The 24,200-nt window shown below is 66.0% G+C and carries 30 protein-coding genes and 1 tRNA gene; 18 read left to right on the forward strand and 13 right to left on the reverse strand.

Translation table 11 applies throughout. The features are described 5' to 3' along the window. Positions 1–20: 20 nt before the first annotated feature. A complete protein-coding gene (locus EV653_RS01240; protein ID WP_166679261.1) occupies positions 21–689 on the reverse strand; it encodes a 4'-phosphopantetheinyl transferase family protein in 669 nt (222 codons plus the stop codon). Continuing rightward, positions 686–1,264: a PadR family transcriptional regulator gene (locus EV653_RS01245; protein WP_202871445.1), complete on the reverse strand. Its 579-nt coding sequence runs from the start codon at positions 1,262–1,264 to the stop codon at positions 686–688. Before EV653_RS01245 ends, EV653_RS01240 begins: the two co-directional genes overlap by 4 nt. A gap of 65 nt (positions 1,265–1,329) precedes the next feature. On the opposite strand from EV653_RS01245, the gene EV653_RS01250 reads away from it, so the two are divergent. Beyond that, entirely contained in the window at positions 1,330–2,214 is an 885-nt protein-coding gene (locus tag EV653_RS01250; protein WP_134097105.1) for an alpha/beta fold hydrolase, read from the forward strand. On the opposite strand, the gene EV653_RS01255 is transcribed toward EV653_RS01250, so the two are convergent. Beyond that, positions 2,201–3,064 (reverse strand): winged helix-turn-helix transcriptional regulator, encoded by an 864-nt coding sequence (locus EV653_RS01255; protein ID WP_134097107.1) that lies wholly within the window; start codon positions 3,062–3,064, stop codon positions 2,201–2,203. The genes EV653_RS01250 and EV653_RS01255 overlap by 14 nt on opposite strands. Before the next feature lie 82 nt (positions 3,065–3,146). Here EV653_RS01255 and EV653_RS01260 point away from each other — a divergent pair, with 82 nt between their 5' ends. Continuing rightward, positions 3,147–4,367, forward strand: a complete 1,221-nt coding sequence (locus tag EV653_RS01260) for an MFS transporter (RefSeq protein ID WP_238159493.1) — start codon at positions 3,147–3,149, stop codon at positions 4,365–4,367. On the opposite strand, the gene EV653_RS01265 is transcribed toward EV653_RS01260, so the two are convergent. Next, positions 4,291–4,749: an Lrp/AsnC family transcriptional regulator gene (locus tag EV653_RS01265; RefSeq protein WP_134097109.1), complete on the reverse strand. Its 459-nt coding sequence runs from the start codon at positions 4,747–4,749 to the stop codon at positions 4,291–4,293. The genes EV653_RS01260 and EV653_RS01265 overlap by 77 nt on opposite strands. A gap of 144 nt (positions 4,750–4,893) precedes the next feature. On the opposite strand from EV653_RS01265, the gene EV653_RS42445 reads away from it, so the two are divergent. The 7 genes from EV653_RS42445 to EV653_RS01290 all read left to right on the forward strand — a co-directional run bounded on the left by EV653_RS42445 (position 4,894) and on the right by EV653_RS01290 (position 8,743). Beyond that, positions 4,894–5,022 carry a hypothetical protein gene (locus EV653_RS42445; protein ID WP_255510597.1) on the forward strand — a complete coding sequence of 43 codons (129 nt, stop codon included), beginning with the start codon at positions 4,894–4,896 and terminating at the stop codon, positions 5,020–5,022. Positions 5,023–5,098: 76 nt separating this feature from the next. Further along, positions 5,099–5,257: a hypothetical protein gene (locus EV653_RS40915; protein WP_166679262.1), complete on the forward strand. Its 159-nt coding sequence runs from the start codon at positions 5,099–5,101 to the stop codon at positions 5,255–5,257. A 38-nt stretch (positions 5,258–5,295) separates the two neighbouring features. Continuing rightward, positions 5,296–5,907, forward strand: coding sequence for a nicotinate-nucleotide adenylyltransferase (gene nadD, locus EV653_RS01270; protein WP_130438946.1), 612 nt, complete (start codon positions 5,296–5,298; stop codon positions 5,905–5,907). A 7-nt stretch (positions 5,908–5,914) separates the two neighbouring features. Further along, positions 5,915–6,307 carry a ribosome silencing factor gene (gene rsfS, locus EV653_RS01275; protein ID WP_134097111.1) on the forward strand — a complete coding sequence of 131 codons (393 nt, stop codon included), beginning with the start codon at positions 5,915–5,917 and terminating at the stop codon, positions 6,305–6,307. After that, positions 6,304–6,948 (forward strand): histidine phosphatase family protein, encoded by a 645-nt coding sequence (locus EV653_RS01280; RefSeq protein ID WP_134097113.1) that lies wholly within the window; start codon positions 6,304–6,306, stop codon positions 6,946–6,948. The genes rsfS and EV653_RS01280 overlap by 4 nt, the downstream gene beginning before the upstream one ends. 576 nt (positions 6,949–7,524) lie before the next feature. Continuing rightward, a tRNA-Ala gene (locus tag EV653_RS01285) sits at positions 7,525–7,597 on the forward strand. Positions 7,598–8,050: 453 nt separating this feature from the next. Further along, the gene (locus EV653_RS01290) at positions 8,051–8,743 is read left to right on the forward strand and encodes a PASTA domain-containing protein (RefSeq protein ID WP_238159494.1); all 693 of its coding nucleotides are present in this window, start codon (positions 8,051–8,053) and stop codon (positions 8,741–8,743) included. A gap of 999 nt (positions 8,744–9,742) precedes the next feature. Here EV653_RS01290 and EV653_RS01300 read toward each other — a convergent pair. After that, the gene (locus tag EV653_RS01300; RefSeq protein WP_134097117.1) at positions 9,743–10,282 is read right to left on the reverse strand and encodes a hypothetical protein; all 540 of its coding nucleotides are present in this window, start codon (positions 10,280–10,282) and stop codon (positions 9,743–9,745) included. A 673-nt stretch (positions 10,283–10,955) separates the two neighbouring features. Here EV653_RS01300 and EV653_RS01305 point away from each other — a divergent pair. Further along, on the forward strand, positions 10,956–11,681 hold the full coding sequence (locus EV653_RS01305) for a peptidase E (protein WP_134097119.1): 726 nt from the start codon (positions 10,956–10,958) through the stop codon (positions 11,679–11,681). A gap of 1,083 nt (positions 11,682–12,764) precedes the next feature. On the opposite strand, the gene EV653_RS01310 is transcribed toward EV653_RS01305, so the two are convergent. Then, complete coding sequence (locus tag EV653_RS01310) at positions 12,765–13,226, reverse strand: hypothetical protein (RefSeq protein ID WP_134097121.1); 462 nt, start codon at positions 13,224–13,226, stop codon at positions 12,765–12,767. A gap of 122 nt (positions 13,227–13,348) precedes the next feature. Between EV653_RS01310 and EV653_RS01315 the strand changes: the two genes are divergently transcribed. The 3 genes from EV653_RS01315 to EV653_RS01325 all read left to right on the forward strand — a co-directional run bounded on the left by EV653_RS01315 (position 13,349) and on the right by EV653_RS01325 (position 14,764). After that, positions 13,349–13,558, forward strand: coding sequence for a hypothetical protein (locus EV653_RS01315; RefSeq protein ID WP_134097123.1), 210 nt, complete (start codon positions 13,349–13,351; stop codon positions 13,556–13,558). 28 nt (positions 13,559–13,586) lie between these two features. Next, entirely contained in the window at positions 13,587–14,174 is a 588-nt protein-coding gene (locus EV653_RS01320; protein WP_134097125.1) for a GNAT family N-acetyltransferase, read from the forward strand. 314 nt (positions 14,175–14,488) lie between these two features. After that, positions 14,489–14,764, forward strand: coding sequence for a hypothetical protein (locus EV653_RS01325; RefSeq protein WP_238159495.1), 276 nt, complete (start codon positions 14,489–14,491; stop codon positions 14,762–14,764). A 79-nt stretch (positions 14,765–14,843) separates the two neighbouring features. Here EV653_RS01325 and EV653_RS01330 read toward each other — a convergent pair whose 3' ends face one another. After that, on the reverse strand, positions 14,844–15,164 hold the full coding sequence (locus EV653_RS01330; RefSeq protein ID WP_134097129.1) for a hypothetical protein: 321 nt from the start codon (positions 15,162–15,164) through the stop codon (positions 14,844–14,846). Between the two features lie 354 nt (positions 15,165–15,518). On the opposite strand from EV653_RS01330, the gene EV653_RS01335 reads away from it, so the two are divergent. After that, positions 15,519–16,007 carry a DUF1269 domain-containing protein gene (locus tag EV653_RS01335; protein ID WP_134097131.1) on the forward strand — a complete coding sequence of 163 codons (489 nt, stop codon included), beginning with the start codon at positions 15,519–15,521 and terminating at the stop codon, positions 16,005–16,007. 353 nt (positions 16,008–16,360) lie between these two features. Here the strand turns inward: EV653_RS01335 and EV653_RS01340 are convergent, their stop codons facing one another. Next, the gene (locus EV653_RS01340) at positions 16,361–17,029 is read right to left on the reverse strand and encodes a Type 1 glutamine amidotransferase-like domain-containing protein (RefSeq protein ID WP_134097133.1); all 669 of its coding nucleotides are present in this window, start codon (positions 17,027–17,029) and stop codon (positions 16,361–16,363) included. Positions 17,030–17,392: 363 nt separating this feature from the next. Here EV653_RS01340 and EV653_RS01345 point away from each other — a divergent pair, with 363 nt between their 5' ends. Beyond that, positions 17,393–17,830 carry an NUDIX domain-containing protein gene (locus EV653_RS01345; protein WP_134097134.1) on the forward strand — a complete coding sequence of 146 codons (438 nt, stop codon included), beginning with the start codon at positions 17,393–17,395 and terminating at the stop codon, positions 17,828–17,830. Between the two features lie 25 nt (positions 17,831–17,855). Then, a complete protein-coding gene (locus tag EV653_RS01350; RefSeq protein ID WP_134097136.1) occupies positions 17,856–18,218 on the forward strand; it encodes a hypothetical protein in 363 nt (120 codons plus the stop codon). 78 nt (positions 18,219–18,296) lie between these two features. On the opposite strand, the gene EV653_RS01355 is transcribed toward EV653_RS01350, so the two are convergent. Then, positions 18,297–18,812, reverse strand: a complete 516-nt coding sequence (locus EV653_RS01355; RefSeq protein ID WP_202871446.1) for an ATP-binding protein — start codon at positions 18,810–18,812, stop codon at positions 18,297–18,299. Positions 18,813–19,273: 461 nt separating this feature from the next. On the opposite strand from EV653_RS01355, the gene EV653_RS01360 reads away from it, so the two are divergent. Beyond that, on the forward strand, positions 19,274–19,660 hold the full coding sequence (locus EV653_RS01360; protein ID WP_134097138.1) for a hypothetical protein: 387 nt from the start codon (positions 19,274–19,276) through the stop codon (positions 19,658–19,660). A gap of 12 nt (positions 19,661–19,672) precedes the next feature. On the opposite strand, the gene EV653_RS01365 is transcribed toward EV653_RS01360, so the two are convergent. Further along, positions 19,673–20,041, reverse strand: a complete 369-nt coding sequence (locus EV653_RS01365; protein WP_134097140.1) for a nuclear transport factor 2 family protein — start codon at positions 20,039–20,041, stop codon at positions 19,673–19,675. Positions 20,042–20,120: 79 nt separating this feature from the next. On the opposite strand from EV653_RS01365, the gene EV653_RS01370 reads away from it, so the two are divergent. Next, complete coding sequence (locus EV653_RS01370; RefSeq protein WP_134097142.1) at positions 20,121–20,933, forward strand: MerR family transcriptional regulator; 813 nt, start codon at positions 20,121–20,123, stop codon at positions 20,931–20,933. A gap of 158 nt (positions 20,934–21,091) precedes the next feature. Here EV653_RS01370 and EV653_RS01375 read toward each other — a convergent pair whose 3' ends face one another. The 3 genes from EV653_RS01375 to EV653_RS01385 form a co-directional block, all read right to left on the reverse strand. Beyond that, a complete protein-coding gene (locus EV653_RS01375) occupies positions 21,092–21,898 on the reverse strand; it encodes a GNAT family N-acetyltransferase (protein WP_134097144.1) in 807 nt (268 codons plus the stop codon). 47 nt (positions 21,899–21,945) lie between these two features. Next, positions 21,946–23,418, reverse strand: a complete 1,473-nt coding sequence (locus tag EV653_RS01380) for a serine hydrolase domain-containing protein (RefSeq protein WP_202871447.1) — start codon at positions 23,416–23,418, stop codon at positions 21,946–21,948. 93 nt (positions 23,419–23,511) lie between these two features. After that, the gene (locus tag EV653_RS01385; protein ID WP_134097146.1) at positions 23,512–24,156 is read right to left on the reverse strand and encodes a dihydrofolate reductase family protein; all 645 of its coding nucleotides are present in this window, start codon (positions 24,154–24,156) and stop codon (positions 23,512–23,514) included. Positions 24,157–24,200 lie beyond the last annotated feature (44 nt).

Here is a 24,200-nt window from a genome sequence, read left to right on the forward strand (position 1 = left end):
CGGTCTGATCGCGCCAGAGGTCAGCTCAGCAGTAGCGTCGCGTCCTGGACCCGCACGACCGGCGGCTCTGCGCTCACCACGGCCAGAGCTGCCCGGTGATCCGCGCCCACCTCCAGCTCCTGCACCTGAATCCCCGCTGGCGCCGGCGCGCGAAGCTCCCCGCGCAAACCTTGCCCGGTCGCCTTCAGCACAGCTTCCTTCCGCGTCCAGTACGTCGTGAACGCCTGCGCCTTCGCGATCCCGTCGTACCGCTCCAGCTCCCGCGCTTCCTCCGCGCTCAGTGCAATCCGAGCCACGCCGTCAACATCCACGCCCGGATCAACCTTCTCGACGTCAAGTCCCACCGGCTGATCCGAGAACGCCACGCCGACGAACTCGCCCGAGTGCGTCACCGACAACTCCACGCCGTCAGCCCGCACCTTCCCATGCGGCTTCCCGCACTCCGAACATGTCCGATCCAGCCGAATCCTTGCCGGCAGCAACGAAAACCGTGCACCGAGCACCCGGCGCGTGATCGTCACTCCCAGCAGGAACCGCGCCCTGTCCTCGTCCCGCAGGTACGCCGCCAACCGCTCCCGCTCGACTGGATCCAGATCCCGCACAAAGGCATCCTGAGCGGCTCCGACCCGCGCCCACCACACCTCGACCCCCGCAGAGCGCAGAGCTTTCTGGCCGATGTCGTCCGTCACACCGGGCCTGGCGTCCACGTCAGTTTGCCGCTCCGAAGGTCGTGCAGGACGCCGTCGATCCACTTGGCCTCAGCGATCGCTACAGCGACCTGGTACTCCGTCTCCAGCAGCGCGAACCGGGGGATCGGCTGACCGTCCACCTCCGACCGCAGCTCCAGCTGCAGCTCGGCGATGCGCTTGGTCAGCGACTCCCGCCGCTGGCTGAGCAGCTCGCCCGCCGTCTCCGGCGTCAACAGCATCACGAACGACAACCCCGCCGGGAACTCCGGGAACTCGTTCCGCGGTGTCGTCAGGATGTCCGCCAACCACTCCCGGCAGACCTTCCGTCCCTCGTCGGTCAGGTGGTAGACCGTCCGCTCCGGATAGCGCTCGTCCTGCTCGGTCGCGCCGGCCGTGAGCAGGCCGGCCTCCTCCAGCCGCACGATCATTCGGTACAGGCTGGTCCGCTGACCGACGTTGACGACCTGGTCCTTGCCCCACTGCTTGATCAGCCGCTGGATCCCGTACGGATGCATCGGCCCGTTCTCCAGCAGGCCGAGGATCGCGAGTGCGAGCGGTGAGCGTCGAAAAGTCACGTCCTCAGCATAGGGGGCAAAGAAACTAGTTGCAATGTAACTAGATCCCATGTAACTATCGATCCATGAAGACCGCAGAACTCACCCAGGGCACCGTGACCTCCCGCGACGGCACCGAGATCGGTTACTACAAGACCGGCCAAGGACCCGCCGCCGTCGTGCTGCACGGCAGCATGGAGTCAGCCCGCAGCCACACGCTCCTGGCGGAAGCGCTGGCGTCAGACTTCACCGTTTACCTGCCGGACCGCCGCGGTCGTGGCCTCTCGGGACCGCACCGCGCCGACTACACGGTCCGCACCGAGGTCGAGGATCTCGAAGCAGTCCTGACCGCGGCCGGCGCAGACCGCGCGTTCGGCGTCAGCGCCGGGGGAGCGGTCGTCCTCGAAGCGGCCCGCACATTGCCGCTGCAGCAGATCGCGCTCTACGAGCCCGCGATCGTCGCCGACGGCGCCCCGCATCGCGAGTGGCTGATCCGCTTCGACCAGGAGATCGCCCGCGGCGATCTCGCCGGCGGGATGGTCACCAGCATGTTCGGCTTCGAGATGGCCCCGGCGTTCCTCAAGGTCATACCCCGCGGCCTGCTCCGCAGGATGACCGAGAAGATGCTCGTCAAGGAGGAGCGTCAGGCTCCCGCCGACGCGATCACCATGCGCCGGCTCGCCCCCACGATCCACGCCGAAGGCACGATCGTCGCCGAGCTCGGCGGCACCTTCGACAACTTCCGCACCGTCGCCGCCGACGTACTGCTCATGGGCGGCACCAAGGGCCTTGCCGGTCTCAAGCCCGGCCGCGCCACTCTCGAGAAGGTCCTCCCGCACTGCCGCCGCATCGAGTTCGACGGCTACGACCACGGCTCGTCCTCGGACCCCGGCGGCGTCAACCCCACCGGCAAGCCAGAGGCCGTACGGCGGATCGCCGAAGAGGTGAAGGCGTTCTTCAAGCAGTCGTGAAGGCCCACTCGACGGCATCCGCGATATCAACCACCGGATACCGCACGGCCTGCACGACCCGATCGGCGCCGATCACCAGGATGACCCGCTTCAACCGCTCGTACCCACCCGCACGGAAGGTCGGCAACCGCAACGCCGCCACCAGTTCCAGATCGAGGTCCGACAGCAGCAGGTGGGGAATCTCCTCCGCCCGCGCGAACGCCTGCTGCTCGTCGGTCCGCTGCGTGCTCACCCCGCGCACGGCGATCCCGCGAGCAGCAAACTCGTCGTACCGACCAGCAAAGAGCCGGTTCTCCAGCGTGCACCCGCTAGCCCCGGCGATCTCGTCCCACCCGTCCGGCAAGGGGGTCGGCCGCCCGGTCGCCGGGTACCCGAACAGCACGGTCGCCCGCGCATCCGTGTCCACCACATCTACCGCCGTACCGGCGATCGACGGCAGGGCGACGTACGGCACCCGCTGACCCACCAGCTCGTGCAAGCGATGCGCCGGCGGCTCGTCCTTCGAATTGGTCCCACTCAGAGACCCATCGCCGAGCAGCCACCGATCGCCCCAGTCCTGCAGCGCGACGAGCACCGGCAGCAACGCCCGCCCGCGCTCGGTCAGCTGGTACGCATACCGGGTCGGCCGCTCCTGGTACGCCGACCGCGAGACGATCCCGCTCTCGAGCAGACCGTTCAGCCGCTCGGTAAGCACCTTCCGCGAGATGTGCAGCGACTCGGCGAGCTGGTCGAACCGCTCCAACCCACGCGCGAGATCGCGGACGACCAGCAGCTCCCAGCCGTCGCCGATGACGCCGAGGGACTGCGCGATCGCACAGTCCGGCTCAGGCGAGAAGGTGCTCCGCCGCACGACGTACTCCTTCGATTCCGGTTGCCACCACGCTAGCCGTCCGAGTAAGTTCCCGTTAGGAACTTACTACAGGAGGGCAAGCATGTACTGGCGCCGGATCGCGGACCTGCCCACCTGGCTCAAGGCCGTCATGGTCGGCCAGCTCGTCAGCTCCGCCGGTGCACTCGCCTGGATCTACCTGACCCTCTACCTGGTCGAGGACCGCGGCATGTCGGCGCAACAGGCCGGGTTCGCGGCAGCGGCGTACGGCATCGGACTGCTCGGCGGCAACCTCGGCGGCGGGTGGTTCGGCGACCGCTTCGGTCTGCGTACGGCGGCAGTCGCCAGCCAACTCGCCTGGGTCGTCACCTGTTGCGCGATGCCCCTGGTCGGCACGTCCTGGATCGGCGTCGTTGCCGCGCTTGCCGCGCTTGCCGGGCTGTGCGGTGGTGCGAGCCGCCCCAACCTCAGCGCGCTGGTCGCAACCGCGCTGCCGGCCGAGCGTCGCCGCGAGGGCATCGCCTTGTCCCGGACGGCGAGCAACGCCGGCTTCACCATCGGCCCGCCGCTGGGCGGGCTGCTAGCGGCGTACAACTTCTCGCTGGTCTTCCTCGTCGACGCTGTGACCAGCCTCGTCATGGCAGCCGTCATCTGGCGCTTCGTGCCCGCTGCCCGCCGTACGGCGTCCGTCCGCGTGCACGGTTTGTGGAAGGCGCTGGCCCGCGACCGCTCGGTTCTCGTGCTGCTCGCCACGATCGTGGTCGTCGACACCGTCTACCGGCAGATCTTCGCGACGATGCCGCTCCTGCTCCGCGATGCCGGTACGCCGGCCGTCGCGTACGGCGTACTCATCGGTGTCAGCTCCGTCGTGATCGTGCTTCTCGAGGCGCCGCTCGCCGTACGGCTCCGCGGCCACCGCGCGAACCGGGTCATCGCCATCGGCTTCGCGCTCGTCGGCGCAGGTCTCGCGATCCTCGGCGTGTGGCCGGCGCTCGTCGGCGCGACGCTGGCGATCGTCGTCATCACGGCGGGGGAGATGCTCTACAAACCGACCGCCACCGCGCATGTCGCCGACGCGGCGCCGGAGGGGATGGTCGGGCGGTACTCCAGCCTGTACGCCGCTGCGTCGATCAGCGGCATGTTCCTGGCGCCGGCGCTCGGCGGGTCGGCGTACCAGCACGTCCCGGGGGCACTCTTCCCGGTCGCGGCCGCGCTCGCCGTTGTAGCCGCGATCGTCCAGTCGCAGGTCAGGTCGGCTGATCGGGAAGCGGAGCCGGCCGGCCCTCCCAGCGGGTCGAGAGGACGACCGTCGTCCGTGTCCTGACCACGCCGTTGACGCGTCGCAGCGAGCCGACGACCGCCTCGAGCTGGGTGACGTCCGCGACCCGGACCTTGACCACGAGCTCCTGGTCGCCGGCCACGAACCAGCAGTCCTCGACGGCGACGATGTCCCGGACCTGCTCGACGATGTCATCGGTCTCGACGTCGTCGCGCTGGAACAGCCCGATCAGCGCGCTCGTGCCGAGTCCGACCTGATCCGGTGCGACCACCGCGCGGTACCCGAGGAGCACGCCGCGCTCCTCGAGCCGCCGTACCCGCTCCTGGACGCTCGGACCGGACAGGCCGACCTCGCGGCCGAGCTCGGCCCAGCTGGAGCGGCCGTTCAGCCGGAGCGCCTCGATCAGCTGCCGGTCGATCGCGTCCATGACGCCTCCTGTTCACCACAGATTCTAAGGCCTGGAATGTTTCAGACCTTTAATTCGTTTGTGACAACGTAGTTCAAACCGTACAATTTGAGGTACTGGGGCCAGCCCGCCCCAGCTCCGCCGCACCAACCCAGTGAAGGAAACATGATCACCCCCGAAGTTGCCCGTGCCCAGATCGACGAGCGGCACCGCGTCGCAGCGCAGGCCCGCCGCGCCCACGCCGTACCGTCTGCCTGGCGCCGGCTGCTGACCCGTCACGTCCGCCACAGCTGACCTATTTCACGCGACCGGTGCCCTCCTGGGCCACCGGTCGCTGTTGTCGGGGCGGTCAGGAGATAGGCTTCGCATCATGTTCTCGATCCTCGTGCCGCAGGTGGCGGCCATCGAATCGGCCGCCGTCGAGGCGTCACACATCTCGAAGTGGTGGTACGGCGGGTTCGCGCTGTTCGTGCTCCTCCTGCTGCTGCTCGTCACCGTCATCATGGGTAAGGGCCGGCCGCACAGCTAGGCGGCTGTCGTGCTGTGCAGATTGTCTGAAGGGCTGACGTGGCTTCTGTGGAGCGGGTACGACGCATCGGTGTGATGGGTGGCACTTTCGACCCGATCCATCATGGCCACCTTGTCGCGGCCAGCGAAGTGCAGGCGTACTTCGATCTCGACGAGGTGATCTTCGTTCCGACCGGCCAGCCGTGGCAGAAGTCGGACAAGAAGGTCTCCCCGGCCGAGGACCGGTACCTGATGACCGTGATCGCGACGGCGTCGAACCCGCGGTTCTCGGTCAGCCGGGTCGACATCGACCGGCCGGGTCCGACGTACACCATCGACACCCTGCGCGACCTGTCCAGGCTGTACCCGGACGCCGAGCTGTTCTTCATCACCGGCGCCGACGCGCTCGCCCAGATCCTCACCTGGCGGGACGTGGACGAGATGTTCAAGCTCGCCCAGTTCGTCGGCTGCACCCGGCCGGGGACCGAAAGCCTCGAGCTGCCGCTCGACCAGCTGCCGATGGACCGGATCACCCTGCTCGAGGTGCCGGCGCTGGCGATCTCGTCGACCGAGTGCCGCGCCCGGGTCGCCAAGGGCAACCCGACCTGGTACCTGGTGCCGGACGGGATCGTCCAGTACATCGCCAAGCGTGAGCTCTACACCAACCGTTAGGACCTGTATGTCTGCCAGTGAACGCGCCATCGAGCTGCTGACCGCGGCTGCCGAAGCAGCCCACGACAAGAAGGCCGAGAACGTCCTCGCCTTCGACGTGTCCGAGCAGCTCGCCATCACCGACGCGTTCCTGGTCGCCTCCGCCTCCAACGACCGCCAGGTCCGCGCGATCGTGGACGCGATCGAGGAGAAGCTGCGGGTCGACTTCGACGCCAAGCCGGTACGCCGCGAGGGCGCCCGCGAGGGGCGCTGGGTGCTGCTCGACTACCTCGAGATCGTCATCCACGTCCAGCACGACGAGGAGCGCGCGTTCTACTCCCTCGAGCGCCTGTGGCGCGACTGCCCGGTCATCGCCTTGCCGTCGCCCGTCCCCGGCTCGGCACGCCCCGGCGCCGAATGACCGCGGGGAGACTGATCGTCTGGCGCCACGGCCGGACGGAGTGGAACCTGCAGGACAAGATCCAGGGCCAGGCCGACATCCCACTGGACTCGGTCGGCCTGTCCCAGGCCCGCTCCGCCGCCGCCCGCCTGGCCGCCCTGGCGCCGACGAGACTCTTCGCCAGCGACCTCCAACGCGCAGTCGCCACTGCGGGTGAGCTAGCCGCGCTGACCGGCCTCAAGATCGAGTACGACGAAGCGCTCCGCGAGATCGACGTCGACGACTGGGCCGGCCTCACCTCGGCCGAACTCGCCGCCATCAACCCCGAAGCCGCCGCCCGCATCCGCAGCGGCGAACCCCAACGCCGCGGCACCAACGGCGAAACCGTCGAAGAAGTCGCGGCCCGCTTCAGCGGCGCCCTCAAACGCATCTCCGCGGAAGGCACCTCCGAAGACACCATCGTCATAGCCACCCACGGCCTCGCCGGCCGCGTCGGCATCTGCCTGTTCCTCGGCATCCCCCAGCCCAACTGGCCCGCCTTCGGAGGCCTCGCCAACTGCAACTGGGTCTCCCTCCTCAACGGCCGCCAAGGCTACCGAATCGAAGAATGGAACGCCGGCTCCCTCCCCGAACCAGTAATGAGCGACGACCCCCAGAAGTAGCTGGTGTACGCCGGGAAACGCCCCCAAAGGACAACGCTTCGCGGCGGCTGTCTTGTTGGCCGCCTCCGGCGGCGCAGACGTCCCGCAGCCGACTGCCCGCCAGGGAGCTAGTGAGCTGCGCCAGCGGTAAAGGACACCGCTTCGCGGCGACTGTCCTGTTGGCCGGCTTCGCCGGCGCTGGGCTCGTTCGGCGGGTGGCTGCTGCGTCGTGGAGTGCTGGTCGGGGGTGTCGTGCGTAGAGGTCACCGCTTCGCGGTCGCTGTCCTGGTGACCGGCTTCGCCTGCGTCCGATTTGTTCGGCGGGCGACTGCACCGTCGCCGAATGCTTATCGGGGAAGGACTGGTGTGACACCCCAGGCGCCCCGCCTGCAGACGGGGCAGTTGTCAGCTCGCACCTTGGATGCAGAGCCTGGTAGCAGACATCGTGCTCGGCGTACAGACAGCCGTGAGCAAGCGTGCCACCAGCCTCTCAAAGGAGGGCAACAGGGCTGTCGCACACCTCACCAGCCCCACGAGCCAACCGATTTTTCTTTGCCGCCCCCCATCCGCTAAACTTCCGGAGTCGCAAGACACCGCGGGGCTTTGGCGCAGTTGGTAGCGCGCTTCCATGGCATGGAAGAGGTCAGGGGTTCGAATCCCCTAAGCTCCACCGACTTCAGAGGCCGGTTTCCCACTCGGTGACCGGCCTCTTGCATGGACGCGGACAGCTCGTCGAGGCACAGGACATCATGACGCCTGGCGTAGCTGCGGCATCGGCCTAGACGCTGCTGAGCGATGCGTCGTCGCGCTGCGCGAGGACCAGGAGTAGCAGGAGGTCGCACGCGGGGCGCCGGTGGGGAAGGCATTACAGCTTGTGTTCTGCACGGCTGAAGCCCTGGCGGCAGAGGATCGACACTTGGCAGCGTGTAAGACATGGCGGAAACCGCTTTGGTACTGCCAGCCTGTCTATACGGGTGAGGGCTCCTGAGGGGGCAGGTGAGGGATGGCCGGGGACGCGGACTTGAGCGAGTACGTTGCCGCGCGCTGGCGCGCAGGGGCTGCGCGCCGCCGCCGTCGTGCAGCGGCACTATCGGCTGTCGGCGTGGCAGCTGCAGTTGGTGCGGTGGACGGGACGCTGCTGCTCGCGGGCGGCCCGAGCGTCACGAACCCCGCGCCGCCGGCCGCCTCCACACCTCCGGTGCCTGCCGCGACGCGACTGGTGGGCATCGGTCACGCCGCCATCGCCGTACCCACGCAATGGGCCACAAACCAGCTCCACTGCGGAACGCCGCTGAAGGACACGGTCATCATCGACGCGGGCCCCCAAAACCTCTGTGAGGCGCCTTACCCCAAAGGTGTCGAGAGCGTCATGGTGCGTAGCGGCATGCCAATCGACTTCCGTGCCGACGAGACCTTCCAACTCGACGGCGTGCGAGCCCAACGTCAGCGGACAACCTGCACGGGCGACAATCCCGTCACGGTCTGTTCAGGCGCGGTGTTCATTCCGTCTCTCGACGTAGCGTTCCAGGCGGAGTCCTCCACGAACGCCGGCGAGGTTCACAGCGTCCTCGCCCGGATCATGATCGTTCCAGACAAGATCGGTGTCCCAGAGCCCATGTTCAGCGAATCCAATCCAGCCGCCCGTTTCGGCGAGGAATACGAGGACAGGCTCACCGCACTGGGCCTGAAACCCAATATCCACACCAGGAAGTCCCCTGGCTCCATACCAGGTACCGTCCTAGCCGTCTCGCCCCCCGCCGGCACAATGCTGACGCCTGGAGCGACGGTCACAGTCACTGTCGTCGCGCCACCCTGAATCAGGCAGCTCGCTGGACGTGGTCCAGTCATGGCCTTGGACGGTGACGATCCAGGGGAGGCAAATTGGGAGGCAACAGGGACATCCGTCTATAGATCGTGACAGACGTTGATAGACGCGTCTTCCACCGCAGTCTCGGCCGATGTGGTGGGGCTAAAGTCCATGGCATGGAAGAGGTCAGGGGTTCGAATCCCCTAAGCTCCACCGCACGAAACAGCAGGCCAGGAGGGGCACTTTCGCCCCCTGGCTTGTTTTCGTTAGAGGCCCCAGTGGGAGAGATTTGGGAGAAGCGCTCGCCTCCCACCAACTTGGCCGCGAGGGTCGTAGCCTCCTGCTGGGCCTTCTCGATGGTGTCCTTGACCACGGGCACCCAGGTGAGCAGCCTTTCCCGCTCGTCGTTGTCCAGGGCGAGTACGGACGTGACCCATCGGTCCTCCAGAGCCTCCGAGATCTGACGCTCCATCTCAGGTGTCACGTGGTCATAGACCCGACCCATGCCCTTCATCTTGTGGCCGAGCCGAGCGCGGCGAGCGACCTCCTCGATGCCGTCCTCGGTCAGCCACGTGGCGTGCGTGTGTCGCCCCTCGTGGAACCGGAAGCCAGACAGGATCGCAGGCATGTGGCGCTCGGAAGACGGGTTAGTCGGATCGACGCCGTCCCATGCGGGCCGCCAGAAGGGCTGCCAAAGGGTGCCGGGTCGAAGACAGCAGAACTCGCCATCAACGCCCGACACCCTGCCGGTTCCACCCCTCGCCGGAAAGGCCGGCTACCAGTCGGCGCCGGTTGCCCATGCCGCCCGCCTGTCCGTGGGTTCCCGCATCGCCCCGCTGGCAATCATGGGAGGGACGGCCCGGCACGGCACGGCACGCGTCAAGGGCGCCTACGGCGTCCCTTCGGGATCTCCGACCCTTGACCCGCACCGCACCGACCCTAAGGTCGGCAGCTATCGGGGCGATGCGGGAGGTCTGTCCGTGCGCGTGACACGTAATCGTCAACTCGCTAGCGCGCCCGAACTCGCGCGCTCTTGGGGTCGGTGGCCCGTAGCCTGGCCGGCCAGGGGAACTCCAGGGGCTCGGAGCTCGCGGCCCACTGTTCGCCCAGTTCGCGCAGCACCGTAGTAGCACGGTCGATGTGCTCGTTCGGATACGGACAAGGATCCTGAGAGATGACGCCCCAACTCTCGCGCACCTCGGCGTACGGAGTCGGTCGCCGCTTCTCGACGGCTTCATGGATTACTGCCGCGATCGCCTCACTGATGCCGACACCCTTGGCGGCCTTCAAGATGCGGTCGCTACGGACCTTGGCGTCGTAGCGCGCCTTGCCCTCGATCTGGGTCATGGTGGAGAAGACCGCGCCTGCCGCGATCACGCCGAAGATTCCGTCGGCGACGCCGAGCTCTCGTTCGGTCACCGCGTGCGAGAGGTCGTGCGGTACGCGCCATTTGCGTGTGTACGACGTGAGCTTGAAGACTGCGCCGTCCGCCCGCCGGATCAACGTAAGGCTCTCGCCGCGCGGATCGTGCTGGAAGGTGAGATGCATGTCATCCAGGGTGACGCCGCGCTTACACACGCACCAATGGATTTCTGCAGCTGTCACCAGACCCCGAGTGGAGGTCGACGGAGTGTGGGAGCGGAACAACGACGGTAGGCCCGTCGACGGGCCACCGAACCGCCGACCGCCGTGGGAGAACTTTGGGAGCGAAACACCCGCAACAACGGTCCTGAATTTGGTCCAACGCGCAACAATCAGAACCGTCAAAAGCCCTTGTATATAGGGGAGTGAGCCTCGTGCGGCGTAGGTGGCCAAGACGACCCCCGCCCATGGCATGGAAGAGATCAGGGGTTTGAATCCCCTAAGCTCCACCGCAAGTCAGAGGCCGGTTTCCCACTCAGGAAACCGGCCTCTTGCATGACCCGGGAGGCTGAGTCTCCGTGAGAGGGAGACCGCGAAGATCTCGTCTATCTTCTTCGCCCCTGTCCGGAGCACCGGCCGCCGCTCGCGCGCCGTAGGACCTTCTCACGCCCAGTCCAAGCTCGGGCGGGGCCGAGGCGTTTGCTCAGAGAGCGGCCTGGTTTGATCTTGCTTTCGCGGACGATGGCTGTGCCGCGGACGTGCCAGCTGAAGAGGGTCGCGACGTGGACCGACCTCAGGCGGGAGGCTCGCGTGCATGAGCTTGTGGCCGTGGCCACGTAGAAATTGGATTGGAAGGCCGATGGTTGATTCGCAGATTGTGGCGCTGGGCGGTGGCGGCTTCTCTATGGAGCCGGACAATCCGCTGCTGGACGACTACCTGCTCTCGCTGGTGCCGACGGACCGCAAGCCCCGGGTCTGTTTCGTTCCGACCGCCAGCGGCGACTCCGAGGGGTACAGCGATCGCTTCCTGACGGCATTCGGCCCGGATCGTGCGGAAGCGACAGTGCTGTCCCTCTTCAAACGCTCGGTGGCCGACCTGGAAGCCTTTATCTTGGACCAGGACGTCGTCTACGTAGGCGGTGGCAACACCGCGAACCTGCTCGCCATCTGGCGGCTGCACGGACTCGACGCAGCCCTGGAGAAGGCGTACCGAGCAGGCGTGATCCTGGCCGGGATCAGCGCTGGGATGAATTGCTGGTTCGAGGCCTCGGTGACGGATTCGTTTGACACGAACGGCTGCGGTCCACTGGCCGACGGCCTCGGGTTCCTTCCCGGCAGCGCCTGCCCCCATTACGACGGCGAGGCGCTGCGGCGTGACACCTTCCTCAGCCTGGTCCGGTCTGGCTTCCCGGCCGGTTACGCAGCCGAGGACGGCGTTGCATTGCACTTCACCAATGCCCACCTGGCGAATGTCGTCAGCTCGCGTCCCGACGCGAGTGCCTACGCCGTCTTCCTGGGCGATACCGGGCTATCCGAGGAGCGTTTGCTGGCCAGGTACCTGGGTGCGACATCGGACTCCCGATGACCGCCGCACGGGAGGCTAGCTGGGAGGCAACCGCGATAGCTTGCGGCGGATCGAGATGGACTTCCATGGACGCAGGCTGAAGGTGCCAGGGATGCTGCTGGCAAATCAGAAATCCATGGCATGGAAGAGGACAGGGGATCGAATCCCCTAAGCTCCACCCAGCAGTAACCGCAGGTCAGGAGGCTTTTCGCCCCTGAACTGTTTTCGTTTGTGGGCTCAGTGGGAGAGATTTGGCAGAACCGCTTTCCTCCCACCAGCTTCGCGGCCAGGATCTCAGCCTCGCACTGAGCCTTCCCGATCGTGTCCTTGATCACCGGCACCCAGGCGAGGAGCTTCTCCTGCACATCCTGAGCCAGCGCGAGCACGGAGGTCACGAAAGGTTCTTCCAGCGACTCGAGGATCTGCCGCTCCATCTCGGGTGTTACGTGGTCATAGACACGGCCCATGCCCTTCATCTTGTGACCGAGCCGAGCGCGACGGGCGACCTACGAGATTCCATCCTCGGTAAGCAAGGTCGCGTGGGTGTGCCGGCCTTCATGAAACCGGAAGCCAGACAAAATCGCTGGCAGATGTCGGGTTGAAGACGGATTGTTCGTGTCGATGCCATCCCAAGCAGGTCGCCAGAACCGTTGGCGGAAGTTCAAGACGGGTCCCTCCAGCGCCCGAACGCTCGCCGTCACCGCAGGGCGGCCCGCCTGCCCGCTTCGCTGCGTTCTGGGCGCGTCCCTTGGTTTGGCGCGCACGTGCCAACAGGGTGCCGGGTCGAAGACAGCCAGAACACGCCATCAACGATCGGCACCCTGTCGATGTAGTACTCGCCGAAAACGGTCAACCACCCGCTGCCCGCGGTTGATGCCCACTCCCGCCTGGCCGTGGGTTCCCGCATCGCCCCCTAGCAATCATGGGAAGTGCGGTCCGGCCCGGCACGCGTCAAGGGTGCCTCCGGCATCGCAAACGATCGAGCAAGTTCGACCCTTGACCCGCACCGCTCCGAACCTAGGGTCGGCAGCTATCGGGGCGATGCGGGGGACTGCCCGCGCGCTTGACACGTAACTGTCAGCCCGCAGTTGGCGCTCGAGATGCTCATCGCTCGTCCGACACCCGCTGCCAAGACTGCTCTTGGCTCGGGTCCAACGGCACCATAGGGACAGCGCTCAGGTGACGATGAGCGAACTCAACCAGTTCGGCGGGCGAGATATCAGGGAGGGCGTGAAAGTCGGCCCTGCTCATGTCGAGTGTGTAGGCACCCGCCGGACGATCCTCCAGCACAGAAAACACGATGCACCGATAGAAGTCGTGACTGTCCGGTCCAAACACGACAACGTAATGGTCGCCGAGGGCGTCGCGATGCTCCTCCAGCCATTCCGGACGACCGGTAGCGCTGACACCCGGCGTGCGCGCAGCCTTCTCCATGAGCCCTTTGAGGACCTCGGTCGATATGACCTTGATGTCACCGACGTCATCCAGCTCACCCCAAGGCAGTCGACGGCCATCGATTCTCGGCCACCGGCGAACCCGTCCGCGCCAGCCGAAGAGCAGGTCCATAGCATGACCTTACAGGCCGGCAGGCCACCGGACCTGCCACCGCCGTGGGAGGGTTTGGGAGCGAGCCACGCGTAACAACGGTCTTGAAATGGACCCAACCCGCAGCAACAAGGAAGATTGAGTTGCGAACGCTGTGGATGGTCAACGCCGGTGATGTGGCGGCCGGTGTGGAACATGCATCGGCCGCACTGCAGAGTCTTCCGAGCAAGGACCAGATCCGGCCGATTATTGCCCTAGGCAAGGAAGTGCTCGGCGCCGTACCCGCACCCCAGATCTCGAAGCCAGCAGTCATCGAGTTTCGGGAGTGCCTGGAACTCACAGGCGCCGGCTGAGCCGCCTCAGAGAGGTAGTCCCAACAGCATGACCTACGTCGATGAACTCGTCGTTGCGCGGTACGACAGTGCAGCGACTTTGAAGCTGCGCGACGACCTAGTCGGGCTCTGGGTCGACTGGGAAGCGGACATCTTGCCGGCGTACGCCGCTTCCCATGACGACCAGGACGATCCTTGGTTCCACCCTGATCAGTTCTGGGAGCGCCTGGTCGAGCTATACCTTCCGGGCCGCGACTTTGAGCTCGTTGCAGGTCGCATCGCCGGCGTTGTCGTCGGCTACGCCTTCGGGAGTCCGCGCGACCAGCACGGCGCGATCTGGGACGACCTGCGCTCGACGTACCCAGCCTGGGGTCTTTCCGCCGAACCAGTGCCCATGTACATGTTCCGCGAGTTCGCCACTCACCCGGACAACCAGCGGAAGGGCATCGGCCGTCGGGTTCATGACGCACTGCTCCGACGACGTCCCGAACCGGTCGCAGAGCTGCTGGTGCGCAAGGACAACATTCCCGCCCAGGCGGCGTACCGGTCGTGGGGCTGGGCGCAGCTCGGGGAGAAGCAGCCGGTCCCCGACTCACCGATGTTTGATCGGTTGATACTGAGGCTGGCGGGCACGTAGGCCGTGTGGCTAAAGGGTTCGATCGGGCCCCTGCGGGGGTGCTGGATGGTCGTGCCGTGCTGGTCGACGCGCATGATCGTGGAGGCGGTCGAGGCGGTCGAGGCGGTCGAGGCGGTCCAGTCGACTCGTCGCGGGCAACGTCTCTCTCCTGTGGCAGTGCCGCCGTGTGATGGCCATCCCGCTGCGTAAGCTATTGGTTCGTGCAGCTATCTGTGATGTCAGGACGCGGACTGATGGCTATGCCGTTCGATCCGAAGGACTGAGCTGTGCCCGACCGACCTGAGATTGTGTGCATCTGCGGTTCTACTCGGTTCATGGAAGAGATGCTCGCGGCGAACCGTGACCTGACGCTCGCGGGTGTCATCGTCGTCGCACCAGCCGTCTTCGGCCGACCCGAGGATCGTGAGACAGACGAGAAGATCACCGACGAGCAGAAGACCGCGCTGGGCGCACTCCACCTGCGAAAGATTGACCTGGCTGATCGAGTTCTGGTGATCAACCCCGGCGGGTATATCGGCGAGTCCACGCGCCGGGAGATCGCGTACGCTCACGCCACGGGCAAGCCAGTGTCATTTACCGATCCCGTCTGACCGGTCGACGCTTCACCCGTGCGCGGGCAACGAGGTCTCTACAGCGCGCTAGTCGGAGCTCAGATCGGCCAATGGAGCCTTAGAGGCTCTCGACTTGGCGGACGAGGTCATCGACGAGTCTCAGCGGTACGGATATGGCCAGGTCCCACGTCTCCTCGTCGTGGCCGATCATGATCGTCGCACCGTCCCCATCTGCGCACCAGAAGACACCAGCACCCGCTGAAGTTCCTACTTTCGCGACCCGGCGCGAGTTCCAATCCATGGCGCGGATGTCCCGCAAGGTGAGGAACTCCGACGCTCGGGCTCTGACGTTGAGTTCCCATCGGTCGTCAGTGAACTTCGCGTTCACCAAGTCGTGGCCCGACTCGTCAAGAGTGATGTCGACGTCAACCTGGGGCACCGGTCCAGCCTGTCATGAACGGCGCTCAGATGTCGCGATCCGCGCCTCCGTCTGTCGCAGATCGCCTGGCCGACGAGTGTCGCGCATCTGATCGCCAGAGGAGACCTCGCGGCCTTATCAGCGTCCGACAACTTGCTCAACATCTTCAAGACGCGCCTCCTGAGGGGACGAGAGGGGGTTCCTTGGTTGGCTGTCAGATTCATCCCGGTGGGGTGAGGTTGTCACGTTTGGTGGAGGCGACGATGAGGGTGCGGCAGGGGCGTGGGCCATGCAGCGCTCGGTCGTGAGCTGACGAGAACAGCGCAGCAACCGCGCCGACCCGCGCTCGGGTTGGTTGAATGCAAGGAGGGCACCATGACCGCCTTTACGGTGTGGAAGTTCGACAGTCCGGGTGGAGCTGAGGGCGCTGCCACGATCCTGAAGGGCTGTGAGGCAGACGGGCTGGTGAAGGTCCTCGACCACGCAGTCGTCTCGTGGCCCGAAGGCGACTCGCATCCGACCACCAAGCAGAGCCATGAGGAAACCTGGCGCGGAACCGGGTGGGGTGCCTTGTGGGGAGTTCTCATCGGTGCTCTCTTCTTCGTGCCCGTCATCGGTGGCGTGGCCGGAGCCGCGATCGGCGCGATCAGCAAGTCGACACAAGATGCCGGGATCACCAAGGAGCAGCTGCACAAGATCCGCACTGAGGTCACACCAGGAACCTCGGCCCTTTTCGCGGTCACTGAGCAAGGTGATCTCGATCGGGTCGGCGAACGCTTCCATGGCATGCACAGCAAGCTCATCGACACGAACCTCACTGACGCTGAGCGTCAGGTCCTGATGGAGACCTTCGGCGGCAAGTAGCACCGAGGCGTCCGTCGACCAGCCTCAGGGAACCGCAGCACGTCTCAGCGAATCTGCCAGCGTCCGCGATGGCGACAGTGCCGAGGCGGAGCCCCGGCCGCTGAGGCACCTGCATGGGCCCGGCGTGCTGTCGGCGGTCCGCCAGCACCAGGTCAGGAGGCCGCCGGATCCTGGATGATTACGCCGCCAGCGGCACGATGATCGACACCGCCGGCGGTGGGAGACTGCCGCGGCGCTTACGCGCGGACCTGTCCCGCGGCGCGGACGAGCGTGCCGGGGAGGTCTGGTCCCCGCGGGAGCGATCAGGGACTGGCCGGGGGCGCAGACGAGGAGCACCGGGAGACAGTCGGCGGCTATGCGGGGAAGGCCTTCCAGTGGCCTTCGGAGATGATCTCGACGGTGCCGTCGGTCACTTTGATGGCAGTTTGGTCGTCGATGGCGTAGGCCGGGCCTGCAATGTCGGCGGCCCATCGTTCCGCGTCGGCCATGGTGTTCTGCGGCATCTGCTCGTGGTCCAGGTGTGGATAGATCGAGAAGTCGACGACCCCGAGCGCGCGGTCGTCGGGCGCAGAAGGCCAGTTGACGAAGTCGTTGCCGATCCTCGGTGTCATCACCATGCTGCCGGCGCTGAGCCCGACCCAGACCGTTTCGGGTAGCGACGGGATGACGTCCGCCAGCCCGGACTGCTGCATCCAGTGGTACAAGTACGTCGCGTCGCCGCCGTCCACCAGCAGTACGTCGGCCTCTCGCACCCACGGCACCCACCGCTCCTCGCCGATGCTCGGCAGCGCGGTGAGCTCCAGGACGCCCAAGGAAGCCCAGCCCAGGCCGGTCAGCATGTGGAATGGAGGCTCGGCGGCGACGACGCTTCGCACCGAGGCGGGCCCGAGCATCGGGTGGCCCCACTGCGCTGTGGGGATACAGAGTGCACGGGACTCCGAGATCGGCTTGCCCAGCAGGTCGACCAGCGCATCGCGGATGCTCTCGTTCGTGACGCCTCCGGATGTGAGAAGGAGCTTCACAACGCCTCCCGAGTTGAGTGCGACGGAGTTGTGTCGCGTAGGCACCGCGGACGCGTCATCGCCTGGCTCCTCGTCTTGTCCTGCGGCGTCGTGGATTCGCCACCATTCACCTGTTTCTACACCAAGCCCACGACGTTTTCCGGAGCGTCGGCAACCTCCCCAGGCAAAGACAATCGATGACCACAGCTGTACGGCGTTGGTCTTCGTCGGCAAGATCGATGGGGGACCAGCGACCACTTCGGCTGTTTGCTTGCTCGCGTATGACCCGCTCATCAGCACGCCGCGTCTCCGTGCTCGATGCGTTCAAGCAGGCCGACCAGGCGCTCCGCGGCAAGTGTCGGCGTTCGCGTCTAGGGTGCTGCCATGGTTGCCCCGATTTCGATCTCAGTGGCTGCGCTTGTGCGCGACGGTCTCGTGCTTCTGGCGCATCGCCATCCGTCACGTCGGTGGTATCCCGACTGTTGGGACCTTGTCGGCGGACATGTCGAGTCGGGCGAGTTGCCTCAGCAGGCCGTCAGCCGGGAGTGCCTGGAAGAGCTTGGTGTCCAGGTCCACGACCCCGTGCCCATCCCGATGGTGGTCAGCGACCGGGGTCTCGACGTACACGCGTTTCTCGTCACGCGATGGGACGGGGAACCTGTCAACGCAGCGCCTGAGGAGCACGACGATCTGCTCTGGTTCCGGCCCAGCGACCTTACAAACTTGACGTTGGCCCACCCCGCCAGCCTGCCGAATCTCCTGAGCGCCATCCGGGTCGCAAACTGGCTAGCCGCTATGAACCGTCCGCTCTTCACCATGTGAGTCAACCACTCTGAGGCTTAAGCATGTGGGTGATCTGCTCGCGAAGGCAGGTAGGCCGTTCAGCCTGATGGACGTGACTGGTTCCACCGCTCCTGGCCGCCTGCCGAGCAAGAGAAAGTTGCTCGAGAACGGCTACGCGGCCGCTGTCGATTGCACTATTCGCATGGTTCGTCTCACCGCCGATGCAGACATCATCAGGAAGCGATTGCGAGGCCGCTATAGCGCCAGCCAGAGATCGGCTTTGGAGTGGCACCTGGAGCGTTGCGATGAGATAGCCGCCCGCCTGGAGGCCGCGGGTCTGGACGAACTGGTCATCGACACCAGCACTCTCGGGCCGCAGGAGGTAGCAGAGCGCACTCTGCGGCACTTCGGTCTGCTGGAGAGTTAGCCACTGTTCACGCATTCGCGCAAGTGCGAGGTAGGCGAAAGTGCCTTATGAACAAGGGGAAAGTCCCTGGCTATAACGTCAGGAGACCGTCGGTGGCCAGTGGCGGGTGCGCCATTCGTTCCAGGTTGCGAATCCGGGCGGCGGGGGATCGATGGGCTCGCTGCCGTCGAGTTCGCCTGGGGTTGGGATCTCGATGCTGGCGGCCCATTCGGCGAGTTCCTCGTCGGACATGGGCCACGTCGTGTGTGGTGCTTCGGCTTGGCGTTGGTCGAGCCGTTTGCGTTGTTCGGCTTCGGGGAGTTCGAAGTACAGCATCTCCACCTTCGCGCCGAGGTCGGCTGCGGCCTGCCGGAGAGCGGAGCGCTCGTCGCGGCTCCAGAGGCCGTAGTCGATGATGACGTTGTTACCAAGTTCGAGAGAGCGCAGCCCGATCTCGATCAGCCGTCCTTCGATTACACGCTGGGCCGAGTCCGGGTTCTCGTGCCCATAGAGGGCCTTCACCCATTCGTCCTTCGTGAGACGCAGCGCTCGATGCTCGGCCTCTATGCGCCGCGCGGCCGTGGTCTTCCCGGTGCATGGGAGTCCGACGGTCAAGAACAGAGTTGGTTGCCTGGTCATCACCGGCTATCCAAGCACCACCGGGAATCGGGCAAGGCTCGGGGCAGCCCGAAGGCGTTGGGGTGGAGCAGCGTGTAGTTATGGCGGCGAGGGATTTGGTGTTCGAGGTGGGGGACAGGGGGCAGAACTTGGGGGGCGGTTCGTGAGTGGTCCGGACGGTGATTGGTTGGATGTGGCCCGCGTTCATGACTTGGTCTTCAGACAACCGGGCTGGAAGTCGGATCGGTCGATCCGGTTGATCGGGTCGGTCGCCGAGGCACTCGCTACCGACGCGGCACTGAACCACCGCCCGGGCTACATCTCGGCGGTAGGGATCTGGCGGGACGAGAGCATCGAGGTCGAGGCGATCTCGGCGGAGATCCCCGCGCCGGAGCCGCGTGCACTTTGGAGGGAACCGCCGTGCCCGGCGCCGCCCGGTTGGCTGGCGGCACGGCCCGGTGGACCTGAACTTCGATCTCGGCGACCTGCAATCTTCCGGGGCGATGGTCCACCCGGTGATCTTCCGTCCCTCCGAAGATCAGGAAGTCCTCGTCGTCGCCGCCACCGACGTGGACGCCGTGACCCGACAGCTGTCTCCGAAGATGCCACGGCAGCCCTGCGTCGTGCCTAGCCGCTTCACCCGCGCGCAACTCGACGAGGTGTACGACGTCCTGCTCGCCAATTGGCGAGACTGGCGCGTGGAATCCTTCGGCACCAGCTCGGATGAGCAAGCTCAACCGTTCATCGCGACCATGATGTTCCGGATCACCGCTGAGATAGCTGAATGGGCCGACACCCTGCCCGAGGGCTTGGTCCGCCTCGATCCAACACTGACCCTGGCCTGACAATGCCGTCCGTCAGGGTTCGATGATCAGCCGGGCGACGAGGCCGTCGCGTAGCGTGAAGCGGAAGTGCAGGTCCGCGATGCCGCCCGGGAAGTTGCCCTGCAGGCGATGCAGGACATCGAAGTGGTCCTGGTCGGCGCGGTAGGCGGCGGTGAGTGTGGTCGTGTAGGTGTATTCGGTGGCCGCACGGCCCAACCAAGTTCTGATCTCCGCGGCTCCGCGGTGATCCCGGCCTTCGTCGGTCACCACTGCGTCGATCGTGTAGTGCGCGATCGCGCTGTCGATATCACGCGTCTGGTGCGCGATCAGGTAGGTGGTGATGACGTCGGGGAGTTCCTCCGGCGCGATCTGGCTTACTTGGGTCCAATCGAACTGTTCCATGTCGCCCAAGCTGGGCTCTCTCGCCGGGAGAGGGTCAAGTCCTGGACTCTCTCCCAACGGGAGGGTGCACAGTGGGAGCATGCGCGCCGGCCTGACCATCGGAGAGTTCGCGACCCTCACCCACCTGAGCGTGCGCACGCTGCGGCGGTACCACGAGTCCGGTTTGCTGGTGCCCGCGACCGTCGACCCCACCACTGGCTACCGGTACTACGCTGCGGGGCAGATCCCATCCGCACAGGTGATCCATCAGTTGCGTCAGCTCGACGTACCGCTGGCTGAGGTGAAGCAGATCCTGGCCACGGACGATCCTCTGCAGCGCACCGACTTGGTCACGGCGCACCTGCGTCGACTGGAGGACACTCTCGACCGCACCCGCGCCGCCGTCGTGTCGCTGCGCACCCTACTGCGCACCGACACCGACGAACTGGCTGTGCGCCTGCGCTCCGTCCCTGCCCGCACGGTCGTCGCTATCCGCGGCATTGTCGGAGCGGATGACGTCCACCAGTGGTACGCCGCAGCCATGGCGGAGTTGGACGCCGCGTTCCCACCCGGCGAGCGAAACGGACCGCCTGCCGGCCGATACGACAACGAACTGTTCACTCACGGGTCGGGCGAGCTGACTGTGTTCCATCGCGTGCGCGAACCCCGGGCGACCGGGCGGATCGAGGTTCTCGAGCTCCCGGCGGTCGAACTCGCGGTCACCGTCCACATCGGACCACACGACGACATCGACGTCACCTACGGTCGCTTGGGTAACTGGGCAACAACACACACCCTGACCGTGGACGGCCCCGTCCACGAAACCTACCTGGTCGGTCCCCGGGACACCGGCGAGTCCGACCGATGGCGCACCGAGATCGGCTGGCCGATCTTCCGCATCACCCCCGACTGAACCTACTGGTCAAGCGCAATGCTGGTGGTCAGTCGCCGAGTTCTTGTGCTGCCGTGCGCGGCAGCAGGGCGACGAGCGGGGGAGTTAGAGCGGTGAGCGCCAGGACGACGATCAGGGTTACTTCCAATGCGTGGGCTAGGCCTTCGAGAATGTCCGCGCTATCGAGCCAGGTGCCGGATCGTTGCTGTGTATTCGCGGCCGACTGGTTCGAATCCGAGTCGCTGGTACCACTGGGCGAGGTCGTCTGAGGTGCTGAGGCTCGCGGTGGCGCAGCCGGATTTGGCGGCGTGGTCGAGAGCGGCGGAGACGGCAGCGGTGGCTGCGCCGCGGCCGCGGTCTGTTGCTGCGGTGGCTACGGACCAAATGTTCGCTGTCGGTCCTGAGCGGACGATGGTGGCTGATGCTATGAGGCGGTCCTGATCGTAGACACCGATGATCTGTGTGGCTCCGAAGCCTTGGAAGAAGGCAGTGAGACCGCCGACGTCACGGTAGACGCTGCTGAGCATGGCGAGCAGGTCGTCGTGTTGAGCAGGTGTGGCGATGATCGTCGTACGGAATGGTCGAGGGGAGACCGGTTCTCGCGCCTTGGTCAGGTCGCACGTCATGAACAGCCCGGTGCCGACGTTCTCAGGCTTGATGCGGGCGAGAGCGCGAGAGGACTCTGGGGTGTCGATACAGCGGACGACGATGCCGGAGCCGACGCCACAGTTGGGGGAGGCGAGGGCCTGATCGAGGGTTTGAAGGATTTGGTCTTCAGTGGTGGTCAGGAAGATCTGATGAGCCATCGTGCCGGGTGGGCCGGACCACCAGAAGCAGTCGGCGCCAGTGATCTGTTCCCAGGTGAACACGCCGACTGCGGACGGAAGTTGTGCCAACTGCCGCCATCCGTCGACCGCGGCGCTCCAGGCAAGCCGGACGTCACCTTGCCGTGCGACTCCATCGCTGCTTTCAGAGCCTCGACTCACCGCGCCCCCTTCGAGTACGCATGGTGTTGGACAGCTTCGAGATGAACCTACGCGACGTCGGGTCGTGTCATCAGGGGCGACTGCAGGTGAAGGCTCAGATCAGGGCCCGTTAGGGGGACGGTGCTCCAGGTTGTGGTGGCGGTGGTTTCGGTGATGGTCAGGTGGACTCGGTGGGGGGTGGTGATGACGTAGAGGTCGGCTACGTAGGTGTCGTCCTGCCATGCGGCGGAGGCTACGACTGGGCGGCCGAGGGGGGAGCTTTCTCGCCAGGCGTTGTGGCCGGCCTCGATGGTGAGGGACAGGCCTAGGTGGATGAGCCAGCCGTTGTGGGTGGGCTCGACGGTGACCGGGGTTCCGTCGGGGAGGGCGGAATTCTCGGCGGAGGCGTCGATGGTCGCTTTGATCGAGCGGGTGCCGAGGGTTGCCTTGGCGGAGCGGGTGTCGGGGGTTGCCTTGGCGAATGGGGTTGGAGCGGCCGAACCCGGGACTGTGGGGATGGAGAGTTGTTGGAGGCGGTTGGCGAGGCGGTCGTCGTCTTCGGGACTTGCGGGGGCGGCGTCGAGTAGGTGCTCCCAGAAGAGGCCGGGTAGGGCGTTTGTCGGGCCGACGGCGCCGGTGAAGGCGATGACGAGGTCGTGGGACGGGACGACCACGCAGTACTGGCCGAAGGAACCGTGGCCGAAGTACCCGTGCCGGGAGATCCAGAACTGGTAGCCGTAGCCAGAGACGAAGTCGGGGTTCGGCAACCAGTTGGGGAGCGGGAGGGTGTCGATGTGGCGCCGAGTTGCGAGCTCGATCCATTCGCTCGGGACGAGTTGTTGGTCGCCCCAACGGCCACCGCGGAGGAGCAGTTCGCCGAAGGCAGCGATGGCCTCGGTTGTGAGATGCAGACCGTGGAATCCGAACGCGGCGCCACTCGCCACGCGGTCCCATTCGGCGCCCTCGATGCCCATGGGCTTGAACAGGCGCTCGTCGACGAACTCGGGGAGTTCGCGGCCCGTGACCCGTTCAACCATCCGCGCGAGGATGAAGGTGGTCGCGTTGTCGTAGTCGTGCCGGCTGCCTTCGGGCGCGGGGAACGAGACGCGCAGGAACCCCTTCACCAGGTCGCTGGGCTCCAGCTCCCACGCTTCCTCGAGGCTGTCCTTGCCGTGCCCAGCTGTCATCGACAGCAAATGGTGAACGGTGATGCGCCGGCCCTGCTCCGAGACCTGGGAAGGAACGTGATCAGGCAGTACGTCGACCACCCGATCGTCCAGCGACAACAGCCCGTCGGCGATCGCGAGTCCGACGGCGATCGAGGTGAACGACTTCGTCAACGAGTACAGCAGGTGCGGACGCTCAGCGGAGTACGGCGCCCACCAGCCTTCCGCGACGACCTGACCGCCGTACACGATCATGATCGAGTGGCATTCGATGGACTGCCTCTCGAGCTCGTCCAGCAGCGCGAGGATCGCAGTGGACGACATCCCCGCGGCGGCCGGAGTCGACCGCGGCAGGAGGGCACGCTGAGAAGCCATCCGCGCACAGTAACAAGCCTGCCCGATCGGGTCATGCGATATATGCCCTTGCTTCCAAGGGCAAATCGCCAAGGCGCGAGAGGTGCTGGCGAGTTAGCGCCTGGCGGTGAAGGTCAGGTGGGTTACTCCGCTCGGGGTCGAGACGGGCTCGATCGTGTAGGCCTGTTCGAGGGATTCGAGGCCGTCCCAGAGGCGTACGCCGCGGCCCAGCACGATCGGGACCTGGGCTACGTGCATGTAGTCGATCAGACCTTCGGCCAGGAAGTCGCGGACCACGGTGGGGCCGCCGCCGATGCGTACGTCAGCGCCCGCGGCGGCCTCGCGGGCCTGGGCGAGAGCTTCGGCCGGGGTGGCGTCGAGAAAGTGGAACGTGGTGCCGCCGTCCATATCGATCGACGGGCGCGGGCGGGTGGTCAGGACGAAGACGGGAGTGTGGTACGGCGGGTTCGGGCCCCACCAGCCCTTCCAGTCGGGGTCGTCCTGCCATCCGGGCGGACCGAACTTGCCGGCGCCCATGATCTCCGCGCCGATCCCACGGTTGTGCTGCTCGGCGAACGCGTTGTCGGCGCCCTGCGTGCCGCCGGACAGGCCGTCCTGCGCGCGGAAGAACCGCGTGCCGACGAACCACTCGTGCAGCCGCTCACCGGCGTGCCCGAACGGGACCTCCAGCGACTGACCTTCGCCGGTCCCAAAACCGTCCAGCGAAATCGAAAAGTTGTGAACCCGGACCACAGCCATGGTGTCGCTCCTTCAGCTCGATGGGAGATGCTCACCACCAGGTC

Source organism: Kribbella pratensis, assembly GCF_004365355.1.
Taxonomy (GTDB): Bacteria; Actinomycetota; Actinomycetes; order Propionibacteriales; family Kribbellaceae; genus Kribbella.